The sequence below is a fragment of the Pedobacter aquae genome (assembly GCF_008195825.1).
GTDB lineage: Bacteria > Bacteroidota > Bacteroidia > Sphingobacteriales > Sphingobacteriaceae > Pseudopedobacter > Pseudopedobacter aquae.
Map to the genome: position 1 here is coordinate 2,949,325 of NZ_CP043329.1, position 22,997 is coordinate 2,972,321.

Below are 22,997 nucleotides of genomic sequence, written 5' to 3' on the forward strand. Positions count from 1 at the left end.
AAAGTTTTAGGTAATTATTTAAATGATAAGTAATTACCACGCAAATGAAGTTTTTGTCTCTTTTGGCTTATCTGCAACATTTCTAGCTTCATCAGCTTGCAACATTCTTAGAGCCTCTGGCTTTGCGCTGTCAAACCTGCTTAAGCTAGGGCTAGTTGTAGGTAAATCTTTTCCAAAGCGGTCTTTTTTAACCAACTTTCCTAGGTTATAATTAAACATTTGTCTAATTACAACTACGCTATCTAAACCGCCTTCAAGTCCTCTCTTTTTAATACTTTGCCATGAATCTTGTGCCCAACCTAGTGCTGTAGGTCTATTTAGTTCTATAAGTAAGCTTGTGTATTGTTCATCTTGTAGCAGTAATGGCAATACTTTTCTTTCATAGCCTCTTAAATCTAAACCAGCATCTTCAATTTTTAATTCTGCCATTTTCTTGCTGTGGTAAAGCAATGAATCTATTTGAACCTGACTTAATTTTAGTAATGATTTTGACCTAATTGCACTTGCAAACTTTGAGTTATCAGTACTCTCTAATATTTTATTACCAATTAAATTTTTATGGCTTAAGGCTTTTAGATAGGAATTACAAATAGAATCATGCTTATTAATTAAACTCACTAGATTATTCTGGGAAGCGACTGATTTATCAGTTTGTAATAGTGCTTTTTCAGTTTCTATTCTTCGGTTATAAAAAGCTTGATAGATAGTTTTGTAAGTTTTTTCGTCAAGTTTATACTTTTTACTAATTAAGGATAAGTGTGCCGTGGTTTCTTTCTTTGCGTTTTCATCTGCAAGTTGTAGATACTGGGCATTCATGTTTTTCGAAGGCACATTTTGTTGCGCCATTAGGTTAATTGGAAGCAAAGCTATGCTTGCCAATAATGTAATTACTGTTTTTTTCATGTTTAATTTTTAAAAGTTTATGTGATTAATGGTTTATTAATGTTTTTCTTTTACCACCATTGTCTTTCACCATCAGCGGTAATAGTAAATGGTCTTTCTTTACCTTGCGAATATTCAGGTACTAGCAGCATTAAAGCATTATTAGGTACATTTTTAAATAAAAGTTCGGTAGTGTTTTCAGTGGCTATTTCTTCACCAATTAATTTCCAATTGTTATCCCAATAAAACAGCTTATATTTTTTATCAATCCTAAAGAGTAGATATTTGTCTTGTTGTTTTATTGTAATGGTTCTAGTATTAATTTTATCAGGTTTTAGAATTTGTTGTTTCTGATAACCAGATGCTATTGGATAACCTGCTGGTATAACTTTATTATTGATATAGTAGGAAGGTAGAAAGACTGCTCCTTTACATAATTTTTCAAAAACCGCCTTATTGTTAAATACTCTTCCCCACCAAGTAGGCTGCCATTTAAAACCATTGAAGACACAGGCAAATGCAATTTTAGGTTTATTAAAAGATTCAAAAAGTGGAGTTTCTAAAGAAGCTGTTTGCCAATATTCAGAAGTAACATCAAGATAATTTTTCATTCGCATAAAGCCTTCTGGTATTTGATTTTGCGGTAAAATATTACTGAGGACATTCGCTTGTTTAGCATAGGTAATACGCACTACTTTTGAAGGTTCACGAGAAAAATTATCAATCTTTACATTATTGGTTGATACATCAAATGGAATAAGTTTTCCATTAATGTCATAGGTACTATTAAAAAAATGCCTGCCTGATGTAGTAGCCCACAATGGTATATGTTCTAGTGAGGCTGGATAACCTTGCGAGCGTAAAGTATAAACCATTAAATCACCTATGTCATCGCAATTACCTTTTTTTCTGTTTAAAAGTTGTATTGGTCCTAGCCTAGGTAAAGGTTCTTTTCTTTGTTCTAAATCCCAAGTATTGATGAACCAACTCCTAAAATCTGAAGCAAAATATTTAAGAGTTTCTTCTGTACTCTTGTTAGCTGCACTATCTTTAATCCAACTAAATTTGTTTTTGTAAACATCTCTCCATTGTTGAAGAGGCTCATTACTTACTCTATAAGGTAAAATATTATTACAAAACTCTTCAAATGATAGATTTTTAGCTTGCGGTAACTGCCAACTAATGAATGCATTATCTATATTATTAATAAGATAAGTAGCTTTAATGGTATCAATATCTAAATATTTAAAAGGTACAGGTTTAACTTTGCCATATTTAGGCTTAATAGCTTCAAATGCATCAACAGCAGCAAAAAAATTAGGGTAATCCATTTCATTATAATCAATTCGCTTGCCTGTACTATCTGCCCAATAATAATCTGCAGAATAGTGAATATCCATATTGATAATTAGGAAATATGCAGCCTTTAATTTTAGAGAATCGGCTTTGCTTTTGTTATAATTTAAAATAACTTTTTCAAGTTCGTTTCTATTTGCTTTTGCTTTTTGCAAAACCTCTTCAACCTCTTTTGGATAGTTGTTTTTTGTTTGTGAAAACAAAGTAATAGGTAAAATAAGAAAACACAGGTAGATAATTTTTTTCATGAAAGCTAAATGTTAATTGGTAAATATTTTAAAGATTTGATAGGTTTTGATTTGAAGCGAAAGCCGTATTTCTCTACAACTTTAAAGGCTTCATTTTGATATAATTTCGTGAGATGAGTCACTTTTAAAGGCTTCATTTTTAATATTTCTGTTGCAGTTTTATAAGCTTTATTCAACTGTTTTTCAGCCAGTAATAGTTTTAATAAATTATATTTATAATTCATTGTTTTAGGAGATAGAGAGCTAGCAAACTCATAATTCATTATTGCATCCTTTCTGTTTTTCAATTTTATATTACAGATAGCAGATTTTTCATAAATAGACGGATTGGAAGTTAATTTTTTTGCCGTTTCAAAATGAGCTAAAGCTTCTAAATATTTTTCTTGTGCTAGCAAAATGCTTCCAAAATTATTATGATAGCTTTCAGAAACCTTTAATTTTAGTTTTAAAGTCTCCACTGTTTCTTGTGCTTTTTTGTGTTTTCCTTCTTTTAAAAAGTCTGCTGCTTTCTTATTCTTTAAATGAGCCTTAGACTGATTTATGTGCCAAAAAAGGATGTAAAATGATACGATTAGTACAAAACCCAAAGCAGGTTTATCTAAGTGTTTTACGAATACCTTATTAGGTAATTTCACACTTAAAGTATTTTGACTTAGGATAGAGGCATAAAAACTAAAGAGTAAAAAGACAGGAATAGCATTTATCTCGAAATTAAATAGTGCTATTAATGAGAACATAGTAATTGCAGCATAGCTTGCATTTTGAGCTTCTAATGGTATTTTAGGTTCAGTATCTTCCTTATTTTCATATTTCCAGAAAGGTGTTGTTAATAATATAATTAACATCATAAGAAATAGTAGAAGATAAAGTAATCCACCCTCAATAGCTGTTTCGATGTAATCATTATAAGCCATTTTAACAAAATCAGCATTCTTAAGATCATCGCTCTCTATCTGCTCATTTCTTATCATCCATGCTTGTTTCAAGTTATATTCTCTCTCAAACATTCCAATTCCATAACCTTTAAATGGAGAGTCAAGAATCATTTGTGTAGAAATATTCCAAATTAGTTTTCGTCCATCGGCAGAATCTTTTTTATTCAAATACATGTATTTAACAATAGGTATCAACAAACCTATTCCTATAAAAAGCACTATTATGATATGTTTAGCCTTATAAATTTTAAATATTTTTAGAGTTAGTGTATAGAAAACGACTACCCCAAATCCAGCTCCTATTATTGCGCTACGGCATTTGAGTAATATTAGTGCAGTACAAATTAAAATTATGATTACACCTATCATTTTTCTTCTATTATTTTTATAAAAGCTGTAGATGTAGAAAACGGATGGTAAGCTAAGAGCTAAAAACATAGCTATTACATTAGGATTTTGTGATGTACCTGTAACAGTAAAATAGATGTTTTGGCTATCTAGTATTTTGAAGTATTGAAGTAAGCATATTATAGACTCGAATGTTGCAACAACACAAATTGCAAAAAAAATTATCGTAATATTTTGCCTATTTATTATATAAAATCCTACAACATAAAACATTAATGCAGATAATCTATATAAATTTTGATGCGTAAACACCTCACTAATTAATAGAGGATAAAAACACCATAAGCCAAAAACAAAGAAGGAGATATTGATAGCTGATACTTTATTGGTTTTGAAAATCAAAACCAATAAAAATAAAATTAAAGACAATACAGCACTTATCGTGAAACCATAATATGTAGATAGTGAAGAATATATGAAAAGTTTACTATCGATTAAGCATATGGCAAAAATCAACATAAGAGAAATAAAAAAGGAAACATTAGCTTTAATACTAATATTACTAATCGTAGGTTTTTTCAATTTAGGAGGTAGATTAAATTCCGCTAAACTAAAGCGGTTGAATATTTTATTTACAGATTAATTTATTATTTACAACATACACACAAATTTAATACAAAGAAATAAAAATCCATCCTGAACTATCCTGCTTTGCTTTTTACTTAACAATTAAAAAATTTAAATCATGATGATTTAATAATCAGCTTTTCTTTTGAAATACCAAAATCTTATCCCACTTTCGGGGGATAAGATTTTTATGCAAGTACTTCAAGAAATCATACAGCAGTTTAAAGCTATTGGCTACCTGGAATGGTTTGGGGTTATTACAGGCGCACTATGTGTGTATCTAGCAGCTAAAGAAAATATCCTAAATTGGCCAATTTCTATTTTAAGTGTTGTCACTTATATCTATATATTTTATGAGGCCAAACTTTATGGAGATACCATTTTACAATTCTACTTTCTTTCTACGGCTATTTACGGCTGGTATTATTGGAGTTATGGGCAAAACAAAAGCCTAAAATCTGAAAGGCCTGTCACCAAGCTCACTAAAAATGAATGGTTAATAGCTCTTAGTGTTTGGGTTATAGCCAGCTTAGTTTTTGGCTACTTATTAGCTGATTTTACCGATTCTGATGTGCCTTATATAGATGGCTTTTGTACAGCTACCAGTTTTATAGCGCAGTTTTTAATGACACGTAAAAAGTTAGAAAACTGGCTCATTTGGATATTGGTAGATGCAGTTTATATCCCTTTATACATTCATAAAGATTTAATGGCAACCGCATTACTTTACTTTGTTTTCTTGTTCATAGCTTTAAAGGGTTATTTAGATTGGAAGAAAAATTACAAAGCTTTATCAGCAGCATGAAGAAAAATATCATCAAAATAGCTATTGTAGGACCAGAGTCTACCGGGAAAAGCACCATTTCTAAAGGCTTGGCACAACATTACCAAACGCTTTGGGTGCCAGAGTATGCTCGTTATTATTGTGCAGCTTTAACAGCGCCTTGCACTTTGCAAGATGAAGTTAACATGTTTCATGGGCAAATAGCTTTAGAAGAAGCTATGGAAATGGCCTGTAATACAGGTTTATTAATTTGCGATACTACTTTCTTAACGGTTAAGATTTGGAGCGATTACCAATTAGGCGAAACTCCACAAATGGTTTTAGATGCTTTGCAAAGCCACAAATACGATTTCTATATCCTTTTAAAGAATGATATCCCTTGGGAGCCAGACCCACTAAGAGATTTTGAAGGTTTAAGCGATTATTTTATGGATGTTTGGCGTAAAGAGTTAAAAGCTTTAGATGCCAACTATGTAGAAGTTGGTGGTTTAGAGAACCGCTTGCAAAATGCTAGAGCAGCTATTGATGAATTTTTAAAAACTGTTAGAAAACACTAAAAACAAACAAAGCCTGCATGAAATTCATACAGGCTTTGTTTGTTAACAATTAAAACTTATTTGTCCTTAAAGTAATATGATGTGTGTGTACTGCTTTAAGGGATGATTAACCTTAATACTAATTTAAGAAATTTATGCCCTTACAAGCAAATCATTTAACCGATTTTATGAAAATAGTTTTCCACAATTTCTAAAATTTTAAAATATTTAATCGCGAAGCTTAATAAATAACTTTCCCGGTAGCTGTAACCAAAGAAGCTATTCTTACTGCATCAAAAATCCTCTCTTCTGTGGTACCTAACTTTATTAAAGAGTCTTCATGGGCGTTAACACACATTTCGCAACCATTAACGGCAGAGATAGATAAGCTTAACAACTCAAAAAACTCTTTTCCGGTTACGGGTTTCATCATAATTTGCATTCTGATACGAGCTGGAATTTGCGTATATTTCTCTTTTTGTGTAAAATGGCGGAAACGGTAAAAAATATTGTTTGATGCTAATAAGGAAGCACAAGAAACTGCCTCTGCCAATTCATCTGCTGTGGCGCCGTTTTGTGCAGCATAGTTTTTATAAAAATCAATTAAAATAGCATTTTGATTGTTTGCTGCCACACTTAAACCTATTAAGCCGCACTCTTTTTCTGATAAGAACTCTGATGTTAAAGTGCTGTTTAAGTTTAATTTTAAATCTCTTAAATACTTAAACTCTGTTTCATTTAATAGGGCTAATGCTTTATTATCTAAATTACTTAGGCCAAAAATAGCCAGTAACTCTTGTGTAGTCTCTTTCAAATTTTCCATGATTTTGATAATGAAATGTTTATGATGTGAAGCAACAAAAAAGCTGTTTCATAAACATAGTTTATCTCGTTTCCTTCGACTCCTTACTACTGACGTTAAAATACTTCAAAATCAGGCATTAACGCACAAGCTTTCCGGCCTCTTGACCGGCCATGTCAAGTTACTTTTTTCCGCAAAAAGTAACCAAAAACTCTCCGCTGCGCCGCTTGCTTCTAAAGGTTCTGCTAGGGCTAGTCCTGTAGATTCCGCAACCGCCAAGGCGGAATTGGGAGTAAACGGTTGTTAATGCTTAGGCTCGACTATCGAACTACCTAAAAACGTCATTTCATATTGATTTATATGAAATATCTATATAACAAGAAGTTATTAAACTTCAGAATGATACAACTAGTTGTAACAAAGCTGAGTTGGAAGCTGTCAAGAATAAAATCTTGACAAATAAGACAAAATAGTTTGTTTATGAAACAGCTCTTGAAAACCTATCTTAAGCGGTTAAAGTTTCTTGTCCTTTTTCCCAGTTACAAGGGCAAAGTTCATCGGTTTGTAAACCGTCTAACACACGTAAAACTTCTTTAACGTTACGTCCTACGTTTAAGTCGTTAACACAAACCCAACGGATAATGCCAGTAGGGTCAACAATAAAAGTTGCTCTGTAAGCTACTTTCTCATTGTCGTTAGTTAATATGCCTAAATCCTGAGCTAAAGTTTTAGAAGTATCTGCTAACATTGGAAATTTAAGTCCACGTAAATCATCGTGGTTATTTCTCCAAGCTAAGTGTACAAATTCTGAATCTGTAGATGCGCCAATTAAACGAGTTTCTCTGTCTCTAAACTCTCCGAAGCTTTTGTTAAACTCAGCAATTTCTGTCGGGCAAACAAAAGTAAAATCTTTTGGCCACCAGAACATTACTGTCCATACGTTATCATCATTCTCTAGGTAGTCTGAAGTGATGGTCTCAAATTCTTTGCCTTTTTCTAGGCTGGTTACTGCTAATTTTGAAAATGTTGGGAATTTCTCTCCTACGCCGATCATATATATATTTTTAAAATTTGAAGGCGCAAAGATAGTGCCTTAAATACCTAAAGGCAATGGTAAAAATATATATAATAACAATATAGGTATAGATAAAAGCTATAATATTTTAATGAAATTTCTTTTTGTTAATCTAGATTTTTTTATTCTCTAAACGGCTTTTTGCATCTAAAAGTAGTGTATGAAGTTTTCTCTCTAATTCCTTTTTGGGAGGTAATTCTGTCCAATAATCAGCCACCATAATACCATCCTTCTGCATATCGAGTAATTCTACTTGCTCATTACTTTTACCAGCACATAAAATTAAGCCTATTGGACTATTTTCATTTTCTTGTCGCTCATATTTATCAAGCCATTTTAGATACAGCTCCATTTGGCCCTTATATGCTGATTTGAATTTTCCTAACTTTAATTCTATGGCAACCAATCTTTGCAGTTTTCTATGGAAAAACAATAAATCTAGATAGAAATCTTCCCCATCAATAATCATCCTTTTCTGACGCTCAATAAATGCAAATCCTTTACCTAATTCTAAAATAAAAAACTCTAACTCTTTAATTATTGCGCTTTCCAAATCGTTCTCTAGATAACCATCTTTTAGACCCAAAAAATCCAGAAAATAAGGATCTTTAAAGGTGTTTTGTATTTCTGAGAAATTATCAGTTAATTGTAAACTAGCTAACTCATTACGTTCAAAAGCCTTACGTTCAATTTGATATTGTAAAGCCCTTTTGCTCCATTTCTCTTCTCTGATTTTTTGAATGTAAAAATTTCTCTGATCTTCTCCCTTCAGTGGTAAAAGTAACAGAAAATGAGACCAACTTAATTGTGTCACCAGTGGTGTCACAATTTGGTAATTTGGAAAAATATCAGCAAACTGCATCATCCTACGTACATTGCGTAAAGAATAGCTTCTTCCATATTCTTTCTCTAATGCTGATGCAATATTCTCGATAATCTTTTCTCCATACTCAGCTCGTTCATTTTTTAAAATATGATCGTTTATCTTATTGCCAATATGCCAGTAAGTAAGCGTAAGCATACTATTAACTTGCGCAACTGCTTGCTGTTTCCCTTTTTCTATGATGTAGACAATATCTTTAAAAAGTATTTGCGTTATTTGATTATTCATGATTTAATTAAATAAAACCAAGCTTATTTTATAAAAATCCCTTGCATATTTACCCCAATACTATAAGGGTTTAAATAGGTGTCAAAGATGATGGTCATCTCCTTTTTAGTGACGTAATTTTTCTCATTAAAATTGCTTTCTAACTCGTATTTCATTTTCCAGTTGGTACTTAATTCTCTATTCATATCGTATATTTCCCTTCCGGTGATGAAACTGATTAAAGAAATAGCATCTTTTAAGGTGAGCTCTTTTATAGGATTTTCTATAAACCATATCCTAGAACGTGGGTATAAGTCTGATAAAATAGCTTTAATATCTTCTGGCTTTACATGTTCTTCGGGATTAAATTTCCCTTTAGCAAAATCATGCTTCATCACATCTGTAGCGATAATTTTTTGTACCGCATTCCAAGCATATTCATTGGTATTGATATCTGTAACCGGATAAATTAAGCCTTTATAGTTAAATATCTCTCCTTGCGAAAGTCTCACATTTGCTTTTGCGGTTTCGGTATCAAAAAAAGGCCCGTAAGCAGAAAGCGCACCGCCTAGTTGTCCAATATTTACCCAAGTGGCTATATTCTTAAAATCATCTGCTTGCCAACCTACTAAGCCAGCTTGCGGAGAAACAAACATCAAATTATCAACCTCGGCACTAATGAAAACGCCCATAGGAAAATAATGTAGCATGGTACTGTCTTTACCAAAACCTGTTGCTCCGCTACTTCTGTAAAGTTTCAAAACTTGCTCGTAAGGTTTTTGAAGTTCTAGCGGGGTGTATTTACTTATGGTTTTGATATGCCCATCGCTTAATTTTACAATACCCGCTTTTAGTACTGGTGAAGCCTCGGCCTCAAAAAACGCATCTACCAATACTTCGGCTTTTATTTTTTCTATTTTACTACCATTTTTTTGGATGCTAATCTCCCAAGATTTACCCTTTTTAATCACTTTAACAATTTGCGTTTCTTTAAAGTAGCGTAAATTATTCACCTTACTTATGATACTTTCTAAAGCAATGCGTGGGTCGGTTTGTAAAGAGTCTAATTTTCTGGTATAAAGGTCTTTCCACTCTTTCCAAATACCAAAATTAAAAGCAGGTACATCCATACTAGGCGCTATGGCGCCAAGGCTAAAATTGTTGGGTTCTAGCAATATTACTTTTACACCGCTTCTGGCTGCTTGTATAGCAGTAGCCGTACCCGCAGCACTTGCTCCTAGTACTATAACATCGGTTTTATATTGTGCTAAAACCTGGGTAGACACCAGCATGAACACGATTATGATAAGTTTTTTTAGCATAAAATGATAAACGAAGATTTAACTATTAATTTTGTATGGTTAAAGCTATAAAAATTATTCTAAGCGTTAAGCTTTTAAGCCGTTTAGCTAAAGGTTGAATATAATTTGATATTTTTAACCTTTGATATATGGAAACCCAAAAATCTAAACTTTATTTTGCTTCTGATTTTCATTTAGGAGCTCCTAATGATGCCTCTAGCCGAGAGCGAGAAGCATGGATAGTGAGCTGGCTAGACCACATTAAACACGATGCCGCTGAACTATTTTTATTAGGCGATGTTTTTGATTTTTGGTTTGAATATGCCACCGCCGTACCCAAAGGCTTTATCAGGCTGCAAGGTAAACTTGCCGAGTTAAGCGATGCTGGTACGAAGATATACTTCTTTAAAGGCAACCACGACATGTGGGTGTTTGATTATTTTAAGAAGGAATTTGGTATGCAAATTATTAGCGATGAGCTATTTATAGAACGCCAAGGCAAAAAGTTTTTATTACACCACGGAGATGGCTTAGGCCCTGGCGATGTATCTTATAAGTTATTAAAGAAAATTTTTAGAAGTAAATTTTGCCAATGGCTTTTTGCTAGGTTACACCCTAATTTAGGAATTGGTATTGCCAATTATTGGAGTAGTAAAAGTAGGTTAGCTTCTTATAAAAAGGAAGGCGCTATTACCCAGCAACGTGAGGAAACTTTTATAAAGAGTTTTTATAAGCAACTAAAACATGATTATGGCAATTTTGACCATTTAGTTATGGGCCACAGGCATTTCCCTACCCAATTTAAATTGGATGAAGAAACCCATTATACCAATTTAGGAGAATGGGTAAATTACGCTTATTACGGTGTTTTTGACGGTGTGGAACTTAAATTGCTGGATTGGAAGAAGCATCATGAAAAATAAAGGTCTTTTAAAACTGCTGTTACTTTGCTGCTGTATTTTGATACTGGGATGGAAAAGTAATGCCCAAAGTTTTAAACTGATAAAACAGATAGATACCCTTGCTAAAATAGCCCGTGTAGATAATTTAGGGAATTTATTCTTGGTTACGCCTGCTAACGAGCTTATGAAGTTTAACCCTGATGGCCATTTTTTATGGAATTATACCAACAATAGTTTTGGTGATATAGACCAAATAGATATTACAGACCCTTTAAGGGTGATTTTATATTATCAGGCTTACCAACAAGTTGTAGTGCTAAACAATAATTTAAGCGAGATTAGCAGTTATTCTTTTAATAACAACCCCAACCAACAGATTGCACTGGTAGCATCGGCTAATAATAATGGTTTTTGGATTTACGACCAACTGAACCGTGAGCTTAAAAAGCTAAGTAATAATTTTATTGACGAGCTAAAAAGCGGCAATATTTACCAAAGAAATGGTATAGATATGAATGCTGTTTATATGCTAAGTAATGACCAATATGTGTTTATTAACGATGCTGGCGAAGGTGTAAGGATATTTGATAGGTTTGGTAATTACTATAAAATTGCTGTGATAAACCCTGTTAAAGCTTTTGAGGTAGAGGGCGATGAACTGATTTACCAGGAAGAAAATAAGCTATGGCGCTACAACTTCATGACTTTTAAAAAGGAAGAAATAAAACTACCGCTAACAAAAGCTGGAAGCACTTTTAGCTACCGTTTAAAGCGACTCTTCATATTAAATGAAAAAGGCTTAACTTTGTGGGCTTTAAATGCTAACTGAGTTTAATGCATTGTTTTGCGTTAGCTAAACCGGATAGCAGCGGAAACCCCACAGTGCGTGATGGGTTTAGCGCTTTGGAAAAACGAGGAGTTGCAGCGTATAGCCGGACTACCTAAACCCAAGTATTACAGGATTTGATTTTCAAAAAAAATGTTAGATAAATTAGAAGCTATAAAACTCCGCCGAGATGATGTGGAGCGGGAATTGACCAACCCAGAAGTTACGCAAGATATGAAGCGTTTTGCGCAGCTAAACCGTGAGTATAAAGAGTTGGGTTTAATTGTGGATGAGTATTATAAGTACAAAAATGTAACGAGTAATATTGATGCTAACCGTGATATTTTAGCTAACGAGAAAGACCAAGAGTTGCGTGAGATGGCTAAGGAAGAGCTAGATACTTTGGTACCTTTAAAGGATGAAATGGAGGCTAAAATTAGGTTGATGCTGGTACCTAAAGACCCAGGAGATGAGAAGGATGCTATTGTAGAGATTAGAGGTGGTACTGGTGGTGATGAGGCTGCTATTTTTGCTGGCGACTTATACCGTATGTATACCCGTTATTGCGAAGGTAGGGGTTGGCGTACAGAAACTTTAGAGGTTACAGAAGGCACCAATGGTGGCTATAAAGAGGTGATTTTTAAAGTTATTGGTGAGGATGTTTACGGGATTTTAAAATACGAATCTGGCGTACACCGGGTACAGCGTGTGCCAGATACGGAGACCCAGGGAAGGGTGCATACTTCTGCTGCATCGGTAGCGGTATTGCCAGAAGCTGAAGAAGTTGACGTGGAGATTAACCCTGCTGATGTGGAGTTACAAACATCAAGATCTGGTGGTGCTGGTGGGCAAAACGTAAACAAGGTAGAAACAAAAGTGCAGTTAACGCACAAGCCATCGGGTATTGTGGTGGTTTGCCAAATAGAGCGCTCGCAGTTGGGTAACCGTATTAGAGCGATGGAGATGTTGAGGAGTAAATTGTATGAGCGTGAGTTGGCTAAACATAATGAAGCTATTGCCAGCACACGTAAAACTATGGTATCAACCGGAGACAGATCTGCCAAAATACGCACTTATAACTACCCGCAAGGGCGTGTTACCGAGCATAGAATAGGTTTAACTTTATATAATTTACCAGCTATTATGGATGGCGATATAAAGGAAATACTTGATGCTCTGCAATTTGCAGAAAATGCTGAAAAACTGAAAGAGGGCTCTATTGCATAAATTTTAAAAAAGATTTTGCACTTCAATAGAAATACCTATATTTGCACTCCCGAACGATAAGAACGGGAAAAACGGAGTGGTAGTTCAGCTGGTTAGAATGCCTGCCTGTCACGCAGGAGGTCGCGGGTTCGAGTCCCGTCCATTCCGCAAAACCTCTTAGAGAAATCTAAGAGGTTTTTTGTTTTTATAGCATTTCCTGAAATGGGGATCAAGCGGGATCAAGCGTAAAAGTTGGGGAGGAGACATTAAGCGTATATTTTAGCTAGTCTAAAGAGGAAGAACTTGAAATTTCTTCCCTTTAAATTTTTTTGCTTTTCATAATTAACTCTAAACAGTATTCTTTTCATAATTTTTAATCGTCTATATTCTTTTTTTATTTGATTTTTTACATCTACTTATAGGCAAGCCAATCTTTATACTATCAAATTTGAAAATCTCTACAAAGGATTTTATTTTTTTTAATTAGGTTTTTATTACCTTTGATTATTATTTGAAATACGCTACAAAGTAAATGAAGGTAAAATTAGGTGATATTGCACAACTTCAGTTTGGTTTATATACCAAACCAACCGATAATGGTAATGCTGCTTACATGCAAGTGAAGTATTTTGATGATTGGGGTAATCAAACAAATGAAATTGACACTTTTATAGAAATCGACCAAAAAAATGAAACTCACCTATTAGAAGATGGTGACATTTTATTTGTCGGTAAAGGGATGAGAAATTTTGCTTGGACTTATAAATCTTCCTACGGACCAGCAATAGCATCTTCTATTTTCTTTGTAATAAAAGTAGACCAATCTAAAGTGTTGCCAGATTTTCTAACCACGCTTTTCAACACAGCTCAAACACAAGCATATTTTCAAACCATTGGTGCAGGTAGTTCTATTCCATCCATCAGAAAGTCAGAATTAGAGGTCTTTATGATACAGCTACCTACATTAGAAATGCAGCAAAAGATTATTAACATTCAAAAGCTCCATGATAAAGACATGGCGCTTTCTAGAAAAATTGTAACCGAAAAACAGAATTTATATCAAGCAGTAATTAAAAATTTAATCTATAATAATGAACAATAAACCAATTACCCAAAGCGAAATCAACAATATTGTTTGGAAAGCTTGTGACACTTTTAGAGGTGTGATAGACCCCTCACAATACAAGGACTATATCCTAACCATGCTTTTTGTGAAGTATGTATCTGATGTTTGGAAAGATAAAAAAGCTTTTTACAGTGAAAAATATAATAACGATGAAGTTAGAATACAAAGAGCTTTAAACAACGAGCGTTTTAAAGTTCCAGAAACTTGTACGTTTGATTACCTTTTTGAAAACCGTAATGAGGCCAACTTAGGCGAGTTAATCAACACAGCTCTAGAAAGTATGGAGGATGCCAACCGCAGTAAGTTAGAACGCGTTTTCAGAAACATAGATTTCAATTCAGAGTCTAACTTAGGGCAAACTAAAGACCGTAACAGAAGGTTAAAAAACCTTCTGGTTGATTTCTCTGCCTTAGATTTACAACCTTCTCACTTAGCAAATAATGATGTAATTGGCGATGCTTACGAGTACCTTATAGAAAGATTTGCTAGTGATGCTGGTAAAAAAGCAGGAGAATTTTATACGCCTTCACAGGTATCCACACTTTTAGCAAAACTATTAAACCCGCAACCTGGCGATAGAATGATTGACCCTACATGTGGTTCAGGCTCCTTACTTATTAAACTATCAAAAGAAGTAGGAAGCAATAACTTCTCTTTATACGGACAAGAAATAAACGGTAGTACTTGGGCATTAGCTAGGATGAACATGTTTTTACATGAAATTGATAATGCTACCATAGAATGGGGCGATACCTTAAACAACCCTAAATTATTAGAGGGTGATAGCTTATTGAAAGGCAACATTGTTGGTGCAAACCCCCCTTTCTCTTTAGATAAATGGGGTGCAGATAATGCTATTACAGATCAATACACTCGTTTCCATCGTGGTGTGCCACCACAAAGCAAAGGTGATTACGCTTTCATTTCTCACATGATAGCATCTACCTATCATGATACAGGTCGTGTAGGTGTAATTCTTCCTCATGGGGTTTTATTTAGAGGAAGCAGCGAAGGTAAAATAAGACAACAACTGATAGAAGAAAACCTATTAGAAGCAGTAGTAGGTTTGCCAGCAAACTTATTCTTTGGTACAGGCATACCAGCAACAATTTTAATATTTAACAGAGCGAAGGGCGAGAATACAGATGTGCTCTTTATTGATGCCAGCCAAGGTTATGAATCTGGCACCAACCAAAACCGCTTACGCATTACTGATATTAATAAAATTGTGGAAACCTATAAAGCTTTCCAACAAGCAACACCTTTAAGTACAGAACTGGGCTTAGTTATAGAAGATAAATTTGCTTACCGGGCTACACTACAAGAAATAGCAGAAAATGAGTATAACTTAAACATCCCTAGATATGTAGACACTTTTGAGGAAGAAGAAGAAGTAGATATCCCAGCTACCCAGGAAAATATTACTATTTTGAAAAAGGAACTTTTGGCAGTAGAAGGACAAATGGATAATTACTTAAAAGAATTAGGGTTTTGATATGGGCAAGCAAAAAAAGGTTGTAATTAACGTTCAAGGAACGGCAATAGGTATACTATCACAGCAAGAGCAGGATTTCATTTCTCTTACAGATATGGTCAAAAACTTTGATGGTGGTAGTGTGCTGATAGAAAATTGGTTAAAAAATAAGGACACTATTTTATTTCTTGGGGTTTGGGAGCAAATTAACAACCCTGATTTTAATTCCCTAGAATTCGAGGGAATTAAAAATGAAGCAGGCAGAAACAGTTTCTATTTATCAGCAAAAAAATGGATAGAAAAAACCAAAGCAGTGGGCCTTATTGCAAGTGCTGGTAGATACGGTGGAACATTTGCCCATAAAGATATTGCCTTTGAGTTTGGTTCATGGTTAAGCCCAGAATTTAAACTTTATCTTATTAAAGAATTTCAAAGACTTAAAGAGGATGAAAACTACAGATTATCTTTAGAATGGAATCTTAATCGTACACTTTCAAAACTCAACTATCGCATACATACAGATGCCATAAAGGCACACATCATTCCTCCGCAATTAAGCAAATTACAACAGGGTTTCGTATACGCTACAGAAGCAGATGTATTAAATGTGGCACTCTTAGGCAAAACCGCTAAGCAATGGAGAGAGGAAAACCCAGAAAAGGAAGGTAATATTAGAGATTTTGCCACCATAGAGCAATTGCTGGTACTGGCCAATTTAGAAAGCATGAATGCAGAGTTTATACGCATGAAATTACCACAAGCAGAGCGACTCATCAAATTAAACCAAATTGCCATCGCTCAATTAAAATCCTTGTCACAAAATAGGCAGGTAAAAAAATTGGATGAAAATACAAGCGTAAAGAAGAAGTTATGATTGTTATATTAAGCTTAAATCAACTTAAAATGGATGATTACTTAAAAGATTTAGGATTTTGAAACATCGGGGATACAAACATTTAATTCCATCTGATTGGGAAAACCTAACAATGGATGATTTAGTGAAATTCTCTGGTGGTAGTCAGCCTCCTCTAAGTTCTTTTGCTTATGAAGCACAGGAAGGATATGTTAGGCTAATTCAAACTAGAGATTACCGTACTGAAAAATATAAAACTTTCATAAAGAAAGAGTATGCAAATAAAACTTGTTTAGCGGATGATATAATAATAGGAAGATACGGTCCCCCAATATTTCAAATATTTAAGGGGATTGAAGGAGCATATAATGTTGCATTGGTAAAAGCTATACCAAATGAGAAAAAGCTTTTAAAAGACTATTGTTTCTATTTCCTCTCTAGGCCAGAATTAAGATTTTATCTCGAAGGATTATCTCAGCGTTCTGGTGGTCAGACTGGCATTGAAATGGATTGTTTGAAAAAATATCCTTTCCCATTACCTCCACGCCAAGAACAAAAAAAAATAGCCGAAATTTTAAGTACTTGGGATTTAGCCATAGAAAAAACTCAAAAGCTAATTAAAGAAATCAAGTTACGTAATAAGGGGCTTGCACAACGTTTGCTTACAGGAAAAAAACGCTTAAAAGGGTTTAAGGAGGAATGGGAAACAAATCCTTTAGAGTATTTCTTAGATTATACTCCACGTCCTGTTGATAAACCATTACAAAACTTTTTAGCTTTAGGCGTTAGGAGTCATGGCAAAGGCATCTTTCATAAACCAGATTTTGACCCAGATATGATTGCAATGGAAACGTTGTTCGTAGTAAAGGAGAAGGATTTGGTAGTAAACATAACTTTTGCGTGGGAACATGCAATAGCCATTGCCAGTAAAGAAGATGAAGGTGGTTTAGTTTCTCATAGATTTCCAACTTATACTTTCAAAGCAGATATAGCATCCCCAGTTTATTTTAAATTTTTAATTCTACAACCAAGTTTCAAGTATTTATTGGATTTGATTTCTCCTGGTGGTGCTGGTCGTAATAGAGTATTAAGTAAGAAAGATTTTATGAAATTAGAGATTAACTGTCCACCCTTAAAAGAACAGCTTGCAATTACTTCAGTACTTGAAACGGCAGATAATGAATTGAAATTATACGAAAACAAATTAGCAACCCTAAAAGAGCAAAAGAAAGGCTTAATGCAAAAGCTATTAACAGGGCAAATAAGAGTTAAAACAAATTAAATATCATGAGTAAAACCTTTAATTTCTATTGCGACGAAAGTACACACCTTCAAAATGATGGTATGCCATACATGATGATTGCTTACATAAGTTCTGCTCATAATCAGCTCAAGCAACATAAAGAGTATTTAAAGTATTTAAAAGCTAAGCATAAGGTAAAAGGCGAAATTAAATGGTCGAGTGTTTCGGGTGCGCATTACCCTTATTATGCAGAATTAATTGAATATTTCTTTGCTACAGATTTGGCTTTCCGTTCGGTAATTGTAAAGAAATCTCAAATAAATGAAACACTTCCTGGTTTTACTTACAACGATTTTTATTTTAAAATGTATTATCAGCTTTTACATCATAAAATTAATTTAGAATACACCTACAACATATACTTTGATATAAAAGATACCATTAGTCATAAAAAGTTAGCTGCATTAAATGATTTGTTAAAGCACAACTCTTCTATTCGTAATTTTCAATTTATGCACTCTCATGAGAGCAGCCTAATGCAATTGACAGACTTAATTATGGGAGCCATTAATTATAAATTACGTGGAGAAAATAAAGTGATAGCAAAGAATAAACTCATTGAGAAAATTGAGAGCCATTGCAAAACACCCATAACTCAATCTACACCTAAGCATGAAAATAAGTTAAATCTATTTCATATAGACCTAAAGTAATTAGCGATATGCCATTAAATTTAACTAAAACATACCCGCAGTTATTAGAACTTGTTCACATGAATGCCGCTCAGCGTAATAATTCCTTACAAGGTATTTTCGCCAGAGATATGGTAAATAATGCAGATTTTAAATTCAGAGAAAAGCAAATTCGGCCAACAAAAATAGAAGGGGAAGCCCCAATGCAAACCCTTTTTAAACACCTAACCTCTCGTGAAGATAAAGACGAAAAAGGAAATAAGTTAGGTAGCAGATCATTTGAAATGGCTCGATCAGAACGCTTGCATTGGATTAAACATCATATTGAAGAAAAAAGAATTACTAATATAGATGTTTTCAGTTTCCAAGATCGCATAGATAGAAAGGATGTAATCCGTACTTATATTTATGATTTAGAGCAAGAGTATATCATTATTTTAGAGCCACAACGTAGTGGTACAGATTATTATTTACTTACGGCATACTATTTAAATGAGCCTGGAGGTAAAAAACAAATAGAAAATAAAAGAAAAAAGAGATTAGAGGAAGTCTATTAAAACGCAAAACTCGGTACATATCTGGATGTATCGAGTTTCGAAACTCCTTTCTCCTATTATGGTAGAATGAGCAGTGCAAAGGTGCACATAGTTTTTGAGATTTGCAATACTATTATATATACACCTTTTATATTTTAATAAAAGCAATATTCACACCAAATTTTAATACAAAATGGAAGTACCATCATTTAAAGAAGACCATATTTCACAGCTTCCAGCATTAAAATTGCTGATGAATATGGGATGGAAATACCTATCTCCTGAACAAGCTTTGGCAGCCAGAGGCGGGAGAACATCTAACGTTTTGTTAGAAACTATACTAAAGCAGCAACTACAAGCCATCAATACTATTGAATATAAAAGTAAGGAGTTTACTTTTTCAGAGCTCAATATAAATAACGCTATTATATCCTTAAGAGACCTTCCTATACAAGATGGCTTTTTAGCTTCAAATAAAGCTTTTTACGAACTCATCACATTGGGTAGAAGCTTTGAGCAAACTGTATTAGGAGATAAAAAAAGTTTCTCTTTTAAGTTCATTGATTGGAAAAACCCTGCTAACAATGTTTATCATATATCAGAAGAATTTAGTGTTCTAAGGTCGTCAAGCAGCGAACATTATCGTCCTGATATTGTGCTTTTCATTAACGGCATTCCTATGGTAATTATAGAATGTAAAAGTCCTAAAATTAAAGACCCCATTAATAAATCAATAGAGCAGCATTTAAGAAATCAACAAGAAGACGGTATTCGTTCGCTTTACCAATATTCAAATTTGATATTAGGTTTAGCTACACATGATGCCAAATACGCTACCACAGCAACAGAAAAAGAATTTTGGAGCTTTTGGAAAGAACTATTTAAAACCAAAGCGGAAGAAACTGCTTGGGTAGATAATTTGCAGGCTTTAAAAAATCAGCCATTACCCTCAAATGAAAGAACCACCCTTTTTCAAGAAAGGTATAAAAATGCATGGACATACTTTAAAAATTTAGAGCAAGAACAGCAAAGTATTACAGAGCAAGACAAGTTATTGTATAGCCTTTGCCAACCCAAACGCCTTTTAGACTTGATGTTTAATTTTACTTTGTTTGATGATGGTATCAAAAAAGTAACGAGGTATCAGCAGTATTTTGCAGTTCACAATACTTTAAATAAAATAGCTTTAACTGATAATCAAGGCTTAAGAAAAGGGGGAGTGATTTGGCATACCCAAGGCAGTGGTAAATCTCTAACAATGGTAATGTTAGCACAATTAATTGCTACACATCCTAAAATAAAAAATCCGAAAATCATATTAGTAACAGACCGTGTAGATTTAGACAGTCAAATAACAGAAACATTCAAAAAATGCCAAATACCTGTTGAAAATGCACAAACAGGAAAGAATTTAGTAGAATTACTTTCGGGTACTGGCGATACGGTCATCACAACACTCATACACAAATTTGAAGCTGCGGTAAACCGAGCTAAAGAGGGTTTTGATTCACCAGATATATTTGTTTTGGTTGATGAAGGTCACAGAAGCCAATATGGTACTTTCAATATCAAAATGCAAAAGGTTTTTCCAAACGGATGCTTTATTGCATTTACAGGTACACCTTTAATGAAAAAGGAAAAGAGTACTGCAAATAGGTTTGGCGGATTGATTGATGTTTATTCTATAACTGATGCCGTTGCGGATGGTGCTGTAGTTCCTTTATTATATGAAGGAAGACACCATCTAATAGAAGTAAACGAAAAACCATTAGACAATTATTTTGACAGAGTTTCTGAACCACTTACACCTTATGGCAAAGCAGCATTAAAAAGGAAGTTTAGCTCAACAAACCAACTTAATAAAGCAGAGGAAGTAATTTATTCCAGAGCTTGGGACATATCAGACCATTATGAGCAAAATGTACAAGGTATCTTTTTTGGTAGTTTAAAAGCGAAAGGGCAGTTAGTAGCACCAAATAAAACAACAGCCATTCGTTACCGTAATTTTATAAAGGAAATAGGCAAAATAAGTTGCGAAGTCTTAATTTCTGCACCAGATGTTAGGGAGAATTATGACGATGCATTTGAGGAAAGTGATGATGTAATATTAAAATTCTGGAAAGCCATGATGGATAAATATGGCAGTTCAGAGAATTATGAAAAATCTTTAATCAACGCTTTCAAAAAACAAGACCATCCAGAAATCATCATTGTTGTTGATAAGCTCTTGACAGGTTTTGATGCGCCAAATAACTATGTGCTATACCTAACAAGGCAATTAAAAGAACACACTTTATTACAAGCAATTGCTAGGGTAAATCGTTTAGCACCAGGTAAGGAACATGGTTTAATAATAGATTACTATGGTAATTTAGAGAATTTAGATAATGCCTTAGATACTTATTCTGGAACAAATGATTATGACACTCTTGATTTGGAGGGTACTTTAACAAATATCGTTGAAGAAATTAAAAAGTTACCACAAGCGCATTCAGAAGTGTGGGATATTTTTAAAGGAGTAAAGAATAAATATGATGAACCAGCTTACGAAGAGTTATTGCAAGATGAAGCCATTCGTCATCTATTTTATGAAAAAGTATCTGCTTTTGCTCGTCTATTAAAACTAGCATTATCTAGTTATGAGTTCATTTCTAATACTCCAGAGCAACTGATTAATAAATATAAACAGGATGCTAAATTCTTTTTAGGGCTTAGAATATCTGTTAAACGTAGATACTTTGATGATTTAGAATATAAAGAATTTGAGCCACAAGTTCAGAAGCTTATTGATAAACATATCACCACAGAAGGAGAAATGCTTCGCATTACAGAATTAGTAAACATCTTCGATAAAGAACAACGTGAACTAGAGGTAGAGAAAATTTCAAGTAAAGCAGCCAAAGCAGACCACATTGCTAGCAGAACAATTAAGGCTATCAATGTTAAAATGAACGAAGACCCTATTTACTTCAAGAAGCTATCTAGGCTAATTCGTGATACAATTGATGATTACCATCAACACCGCATTTCTGAGGCAGATTATTTAAATAAAGCTAAATCATTTGAAGACCAATTTCATAATGGAAGACAAGATAACGTACCTGAAAATTTAGTGGGTAATGAAACAGGCATTGCCATTTACAATTTAGTGAATGAAATTTTTAAAGGCCATTTAAAAAGATCTGAAGATATCCAGAATATAGGTGCAAAAATAGCTGAAGAAATAGATAATGTAATTAAATCAATAGTCTTTGAAAATGGCAAACCAATCATAGACTGGATATATAAATCAGATATAGAAGGTAAAATTAGAATTGATATAGATGATTATCTTTTCGACTTAAAAGCTCACCAAGATTTAGAATTACCATTTGATTTAATTGATGAATTAGTGGAGGAAGTTTTAAAAGTAGCAAAACTGAAATATGTCTGAAATCATTTCATTACAATCATTTAAGTTTGGCTCTAAAGAAATCAATTATGAGCTTTCCTATCAAGAGCGTAAAACTTTAGGCATTAAGGTTTACCCTGATTGTAAAGTTAGAGTAATTGCACCTATTGAAACAACAGCAGAGAAATTAAAAGTAAAGCTTAAGGAAAAGGCTCCATGGATAATCAAACAGCTATCAGAGTTTTTGTCCTACCATCCATTTACACCGCCAAGGCAATTTATAAATGGCGAAACACATCTTTATTTAGGGAGGCAATACAAACTCAAAATTGAAAATGCTACTCAAAATGAAGTGAAAATCTATAGAGGGAGATTAATAGTTTTCAAAAAGGATAATGCATCTGTAGAAAATATACTAGCTGATTGGTATAGGGAAAAAGCAGCAGTTCATTTTCAGGATATTTTAGAAAAAGTATTGGTACTATTTAGAAAATACAAAATTGATTCACCAGTTCTTCAAATCAGATATATGCCTACCAGGTGGGGAAGTTGTACATCCAAGGGTAAAGTAATTTTAAATCCTGATTTGATAAAGGCTTCTAAGGGAAGTATTGAGTATGTAATTATTCATGAATTGTGTCATTTGGTACATCATAATCATACTAAAGCATTCTATAATTTACAAGAATCTATAATGCCTGACTGGAAGAAATGGAAAGAAAGACTTGAAACTAGTTTATAGGGCTGAAGAATTTTTCCTTTAT

At 33.6% G+C, this 22,997-nt stretch carries 20 protein-coding genes and 1 tRNA gene; 14 read left to right on the forward strand and 7 right to left on the reverse strand.

The annotated features are described in order from the left end of the window. Positions 1–33: 33 nt before the first annotated feature. The 3 genes from FYC62_RS12955 to FYC62_RS12965 are packed head-to-tail and all read right to left on the reverse strand — an operon-like array spanning position 34 to position 4,198. Positions 34–903, reverse strand: a complete 870-nt coding sequence (locus tag FYC62_RS12955) for a hypothetical protein (protein ID WP_149075243.1) — start codon at positions 901–903, stop codon at positions 34–36. Positions 904–953: 50 nt separating this feature from the next. Next, the gene (locus FYC62_RS12960; protein ID WP_149075244.1) at positions 954–2,486 is read right to left on the reverse strand and encodes a transglutaminase domain-containing protein; all 1,533 of its coding nucleotides are present in this window, start codon (positions 2,484–2,486) and stop codon (positions 954–956) included. A 5-nt stretch (positions 2,487–2,491) separates the two neighbouring features. Next, the gene (locus tag FYC62_RS12965) at positions 2,492–4,198 is read right to left on the reverse strand and encodes an O-antigen ligase family protein (protein ID WP_168199448.1); all 1,707 of its coding nucleotides are present in this window, start codon (positions 4,196–4,198) and stop codon (positions 2,492–2,494) included. Positions 4,199–4,586: 388 nt separating this feature from the next. Here FYC62_RS12965 and pnuC point away from each other — a divergent pair, with 388 nt between their 5' ends. Together pnuC and FYC62_RS12975 are read left to right on the forward strand one after the other, a co-directional pair. After that, entirely contained in the window at positions 4,587–5,201 is a 615-nt protein-coding gene (pnuC, locus tag FYC62_RS12970; protein WP_149075246.1) for a nicotinamide riboside transporter PnuC, read from the forward strand. Next, on the forward strand, positions 5,198–5,737 hold the full coding sequence (locus FYC62_RS12975; RefSeq protein WP_149075247.1) for an AAA family ATPase: 540 nt from the start codon (positions 5,198–5,200) through the stop codon (positions 5,735–5,737). Before pnuC ends, FYC62_RS12975 begins: the two co-directional genes overlap by 4 nt. 220 nt (positions 5,738–5,957) lie before the next feature. On the opposite strand, the gene FYC62_RS12980 is transcribed toward FYC62_RS12975, so the two are convergent. The 4 genes from FYC62_RS12980 to FYC62_RS12995 all read right to left on the reverse strand — a co-directional run bounded on the left by FYC62_RS12980 (position 5,958) and on the right by FYC62_RS12995 (position 10,005). Then, positions 5,958–6,539 (reverse strand): carboxymuconolactone decarboxylase family protein, encoded by a 582-nt coding sequence (locus tag FYC62_RS12980; protein ID WP_039454935.1) that lies wholly within the window; start codon positions 6,537–6,539, stop codon positions 5,958–5,960. Positions 6,540–7,023: 484 nt separating this feature from the next. Further along, a complete protein-coding gene (locus tag FYC62_RS12985) occupies positions 7,024–7,572 on the reverse strand; it encodes a peroxiredoxin (RefSeq protein ID WP_039454932.1) in 549 nt (182 codons plus the stop codon). A 133-nt stretch (positions 7,573–7,705) separates the two neighbouring features. Beyond that, on the reverse strand, positions 7,706–8,704 hold the full coding sequence (locus tag FYC62_RS12990; RefSeq protein WP_039454929.1) for a PDDEXK nuclease domain-containing protein: 999 nt from the start codon (positions 8,702–8,704) through the stop codon (positions 7,706–7,708). 23 nt (positions 8,705–8,727) lie between these two features. After that, positions 8,728–10,005 (reverse strand): FAD-dependent oxidoreductase, encoded by a 1,278-nt coding sequence (locus FYC62_RS12995; protein WP_081987710.1) that lies wholly within the window; start codon positions 10,003–10,005, stop codon positions 8,728–8,730. 128 nt (positions 10,006–10,133) lie between these two features. Between FYC62_RS12995 and FYC62_RS13000 the strand changes: the two genes are divergently transcribed. The 12 genes from FYC62_RS13000 to FYC62_RS13055 all read left to right on the forward strand — a co-directional run bounded on the left by FYC62_RS13000 (position 10,134) and on the right by FYC62_RS13055 (position 22,975). Next, positions 10,134–10,907, forward strand: a complete 774-nt coding sequence (locus FYC62_RS13000) for a UDP-2,3-diacylglucosamine diphosphatase (RefSeq protein ID WP_149075248.1) — start codon at positions 10,134–10,136, stop codon at positions 10,905–10,907. Then, positions 10,897–11,715 carry a hypothetical protein gene (locus FYC62_RS13005; protein WP_039454919.1) on the forward strand — a complete coding sequence of 273 codons (819 nt, stop codon included), beginning with the start codon at positions 10,897–10,899 and terminating at the stop codon, positions 11,713–11,715. The genes FYC62_RS13000 and FYC62_RS13005 overlap by 11 nt, the downstream gene beginning before the upstream one ends. Before the next feature lie 150 nt (positions 11,716–11,865). Beyond that, positions 11,866–12,939 (forward strand): peptide chain release factor 1, encoded by a 1,074-nt coding sequence (gene prfA, locus FYC62_RS13010; RefSeq protein WP_039454915.1) that lies wholly within the window; start codon positions 11,866–11,868, stop codon positions 12,937–12,939. Positions 12,940–13,012: 73 nt separating this feature from the next. Continuing rightward, positions 13,013–13,086: transfer RNA gene (locus tag FYC62_RS13015), tRNA-Asp, on the forward strand. Positions 13,087–13,450: 364 nt separating this feature from the next. Continuing rightward, a complete protein-coding gene (locus tag FYC62_RS13020) occupies positions 13,451–14,020 on the forward strand; it encodes a restriction endonuclease subunit S (RefSeq protein WP_149075249.1) in 570 nt (189 codons plus the stop codon). After that, complete coding sequence (locus tag FYC62_RS13025; protein WP_149075250.1) at positions 14,010–15,539, forward strand: type I restriction-modification system subunit M; 1,530 nt, start codon at positions 14,010–14,012, stop codon at positions 15,537–15,539. The genes FYC62_RS13020 and FYC62_RS13025 overlap by 11 nt, the downstream gene beginning before the upstream one ends. 1 nt (position 15,540) lies before the next feature. After that, the gene (locus FYC62_RS13030) at positions 15,541–16,392 is read left to right on the forward strand and encodes a KilA-N domain-containing protein (protein ID WP_149075251.1); all 852 of its coding nucleotides are present in this window, start codon (positions 15,541–15,543) and stop codon (positions 16,390–16,392) included. A gap of 58 nt (positions 16,393–16,450) precedes the next feature. After that, the gene (locus FYC62_RS13035; RefSeq protein WP_262713566.1) at positions 16,451–17,653 is read left to right on the forward strand and encodes a restriction endonuclease subunit S; all 1,203 of its coding nucleotides are present in this window, start codon (positions 16,451–16,453) and stop codon (positions 17,651–17,653) included. 5 nt (positions 17,654–17,658) lie between these two features. After that, entirely contained in the window at positions 17,659–18,327 is a 669-nt protein-coding gene (locus FYC62_RS13040; RefSeq protein WP_149075253.1) for a DUF3800 domain-containing protein, read from the forward strand. Between the two features lie 8 nt (positions 18,328–18,335). Next, a complete protein-coding gene (locus tag FYC62_RS13045) occupies positions 18,336–18,863 on the forward strand; it encodes a hypothetical protein (RefSeq protein WP_149075254.1) in 528 nt (175 codons plus the stop codon). 172 nt (positions 18,864–19,035) lie between these two features. Further along, a complete protein-coding gene (locus FYC62_RS13050) occupies positions 19,036–22,275 on the forward strand; it encodes a type I restriction endonuclease subunit R (protein WP_149075255.1) in 3,240 nt (1,079 codons plus the stop codon). Further along, complete coding sequence (locus tag FYC62_RS13055; RefSeq protein WP_149075256.1) at positions 22,268–22,975, forward strand: M48 family metallopeptidase; 708 nt, start codon at positions 22,268–22,270, stop codon at positions 22,973–22,975. The genes FYC62_RS13050 and FYC62_RS13055 overlap by 8 nt, the downstream gene beginning before the upstream one ends. The last annotated feature ends 22 nt before the right edge of the window (positions 22,976–22,997 follow it).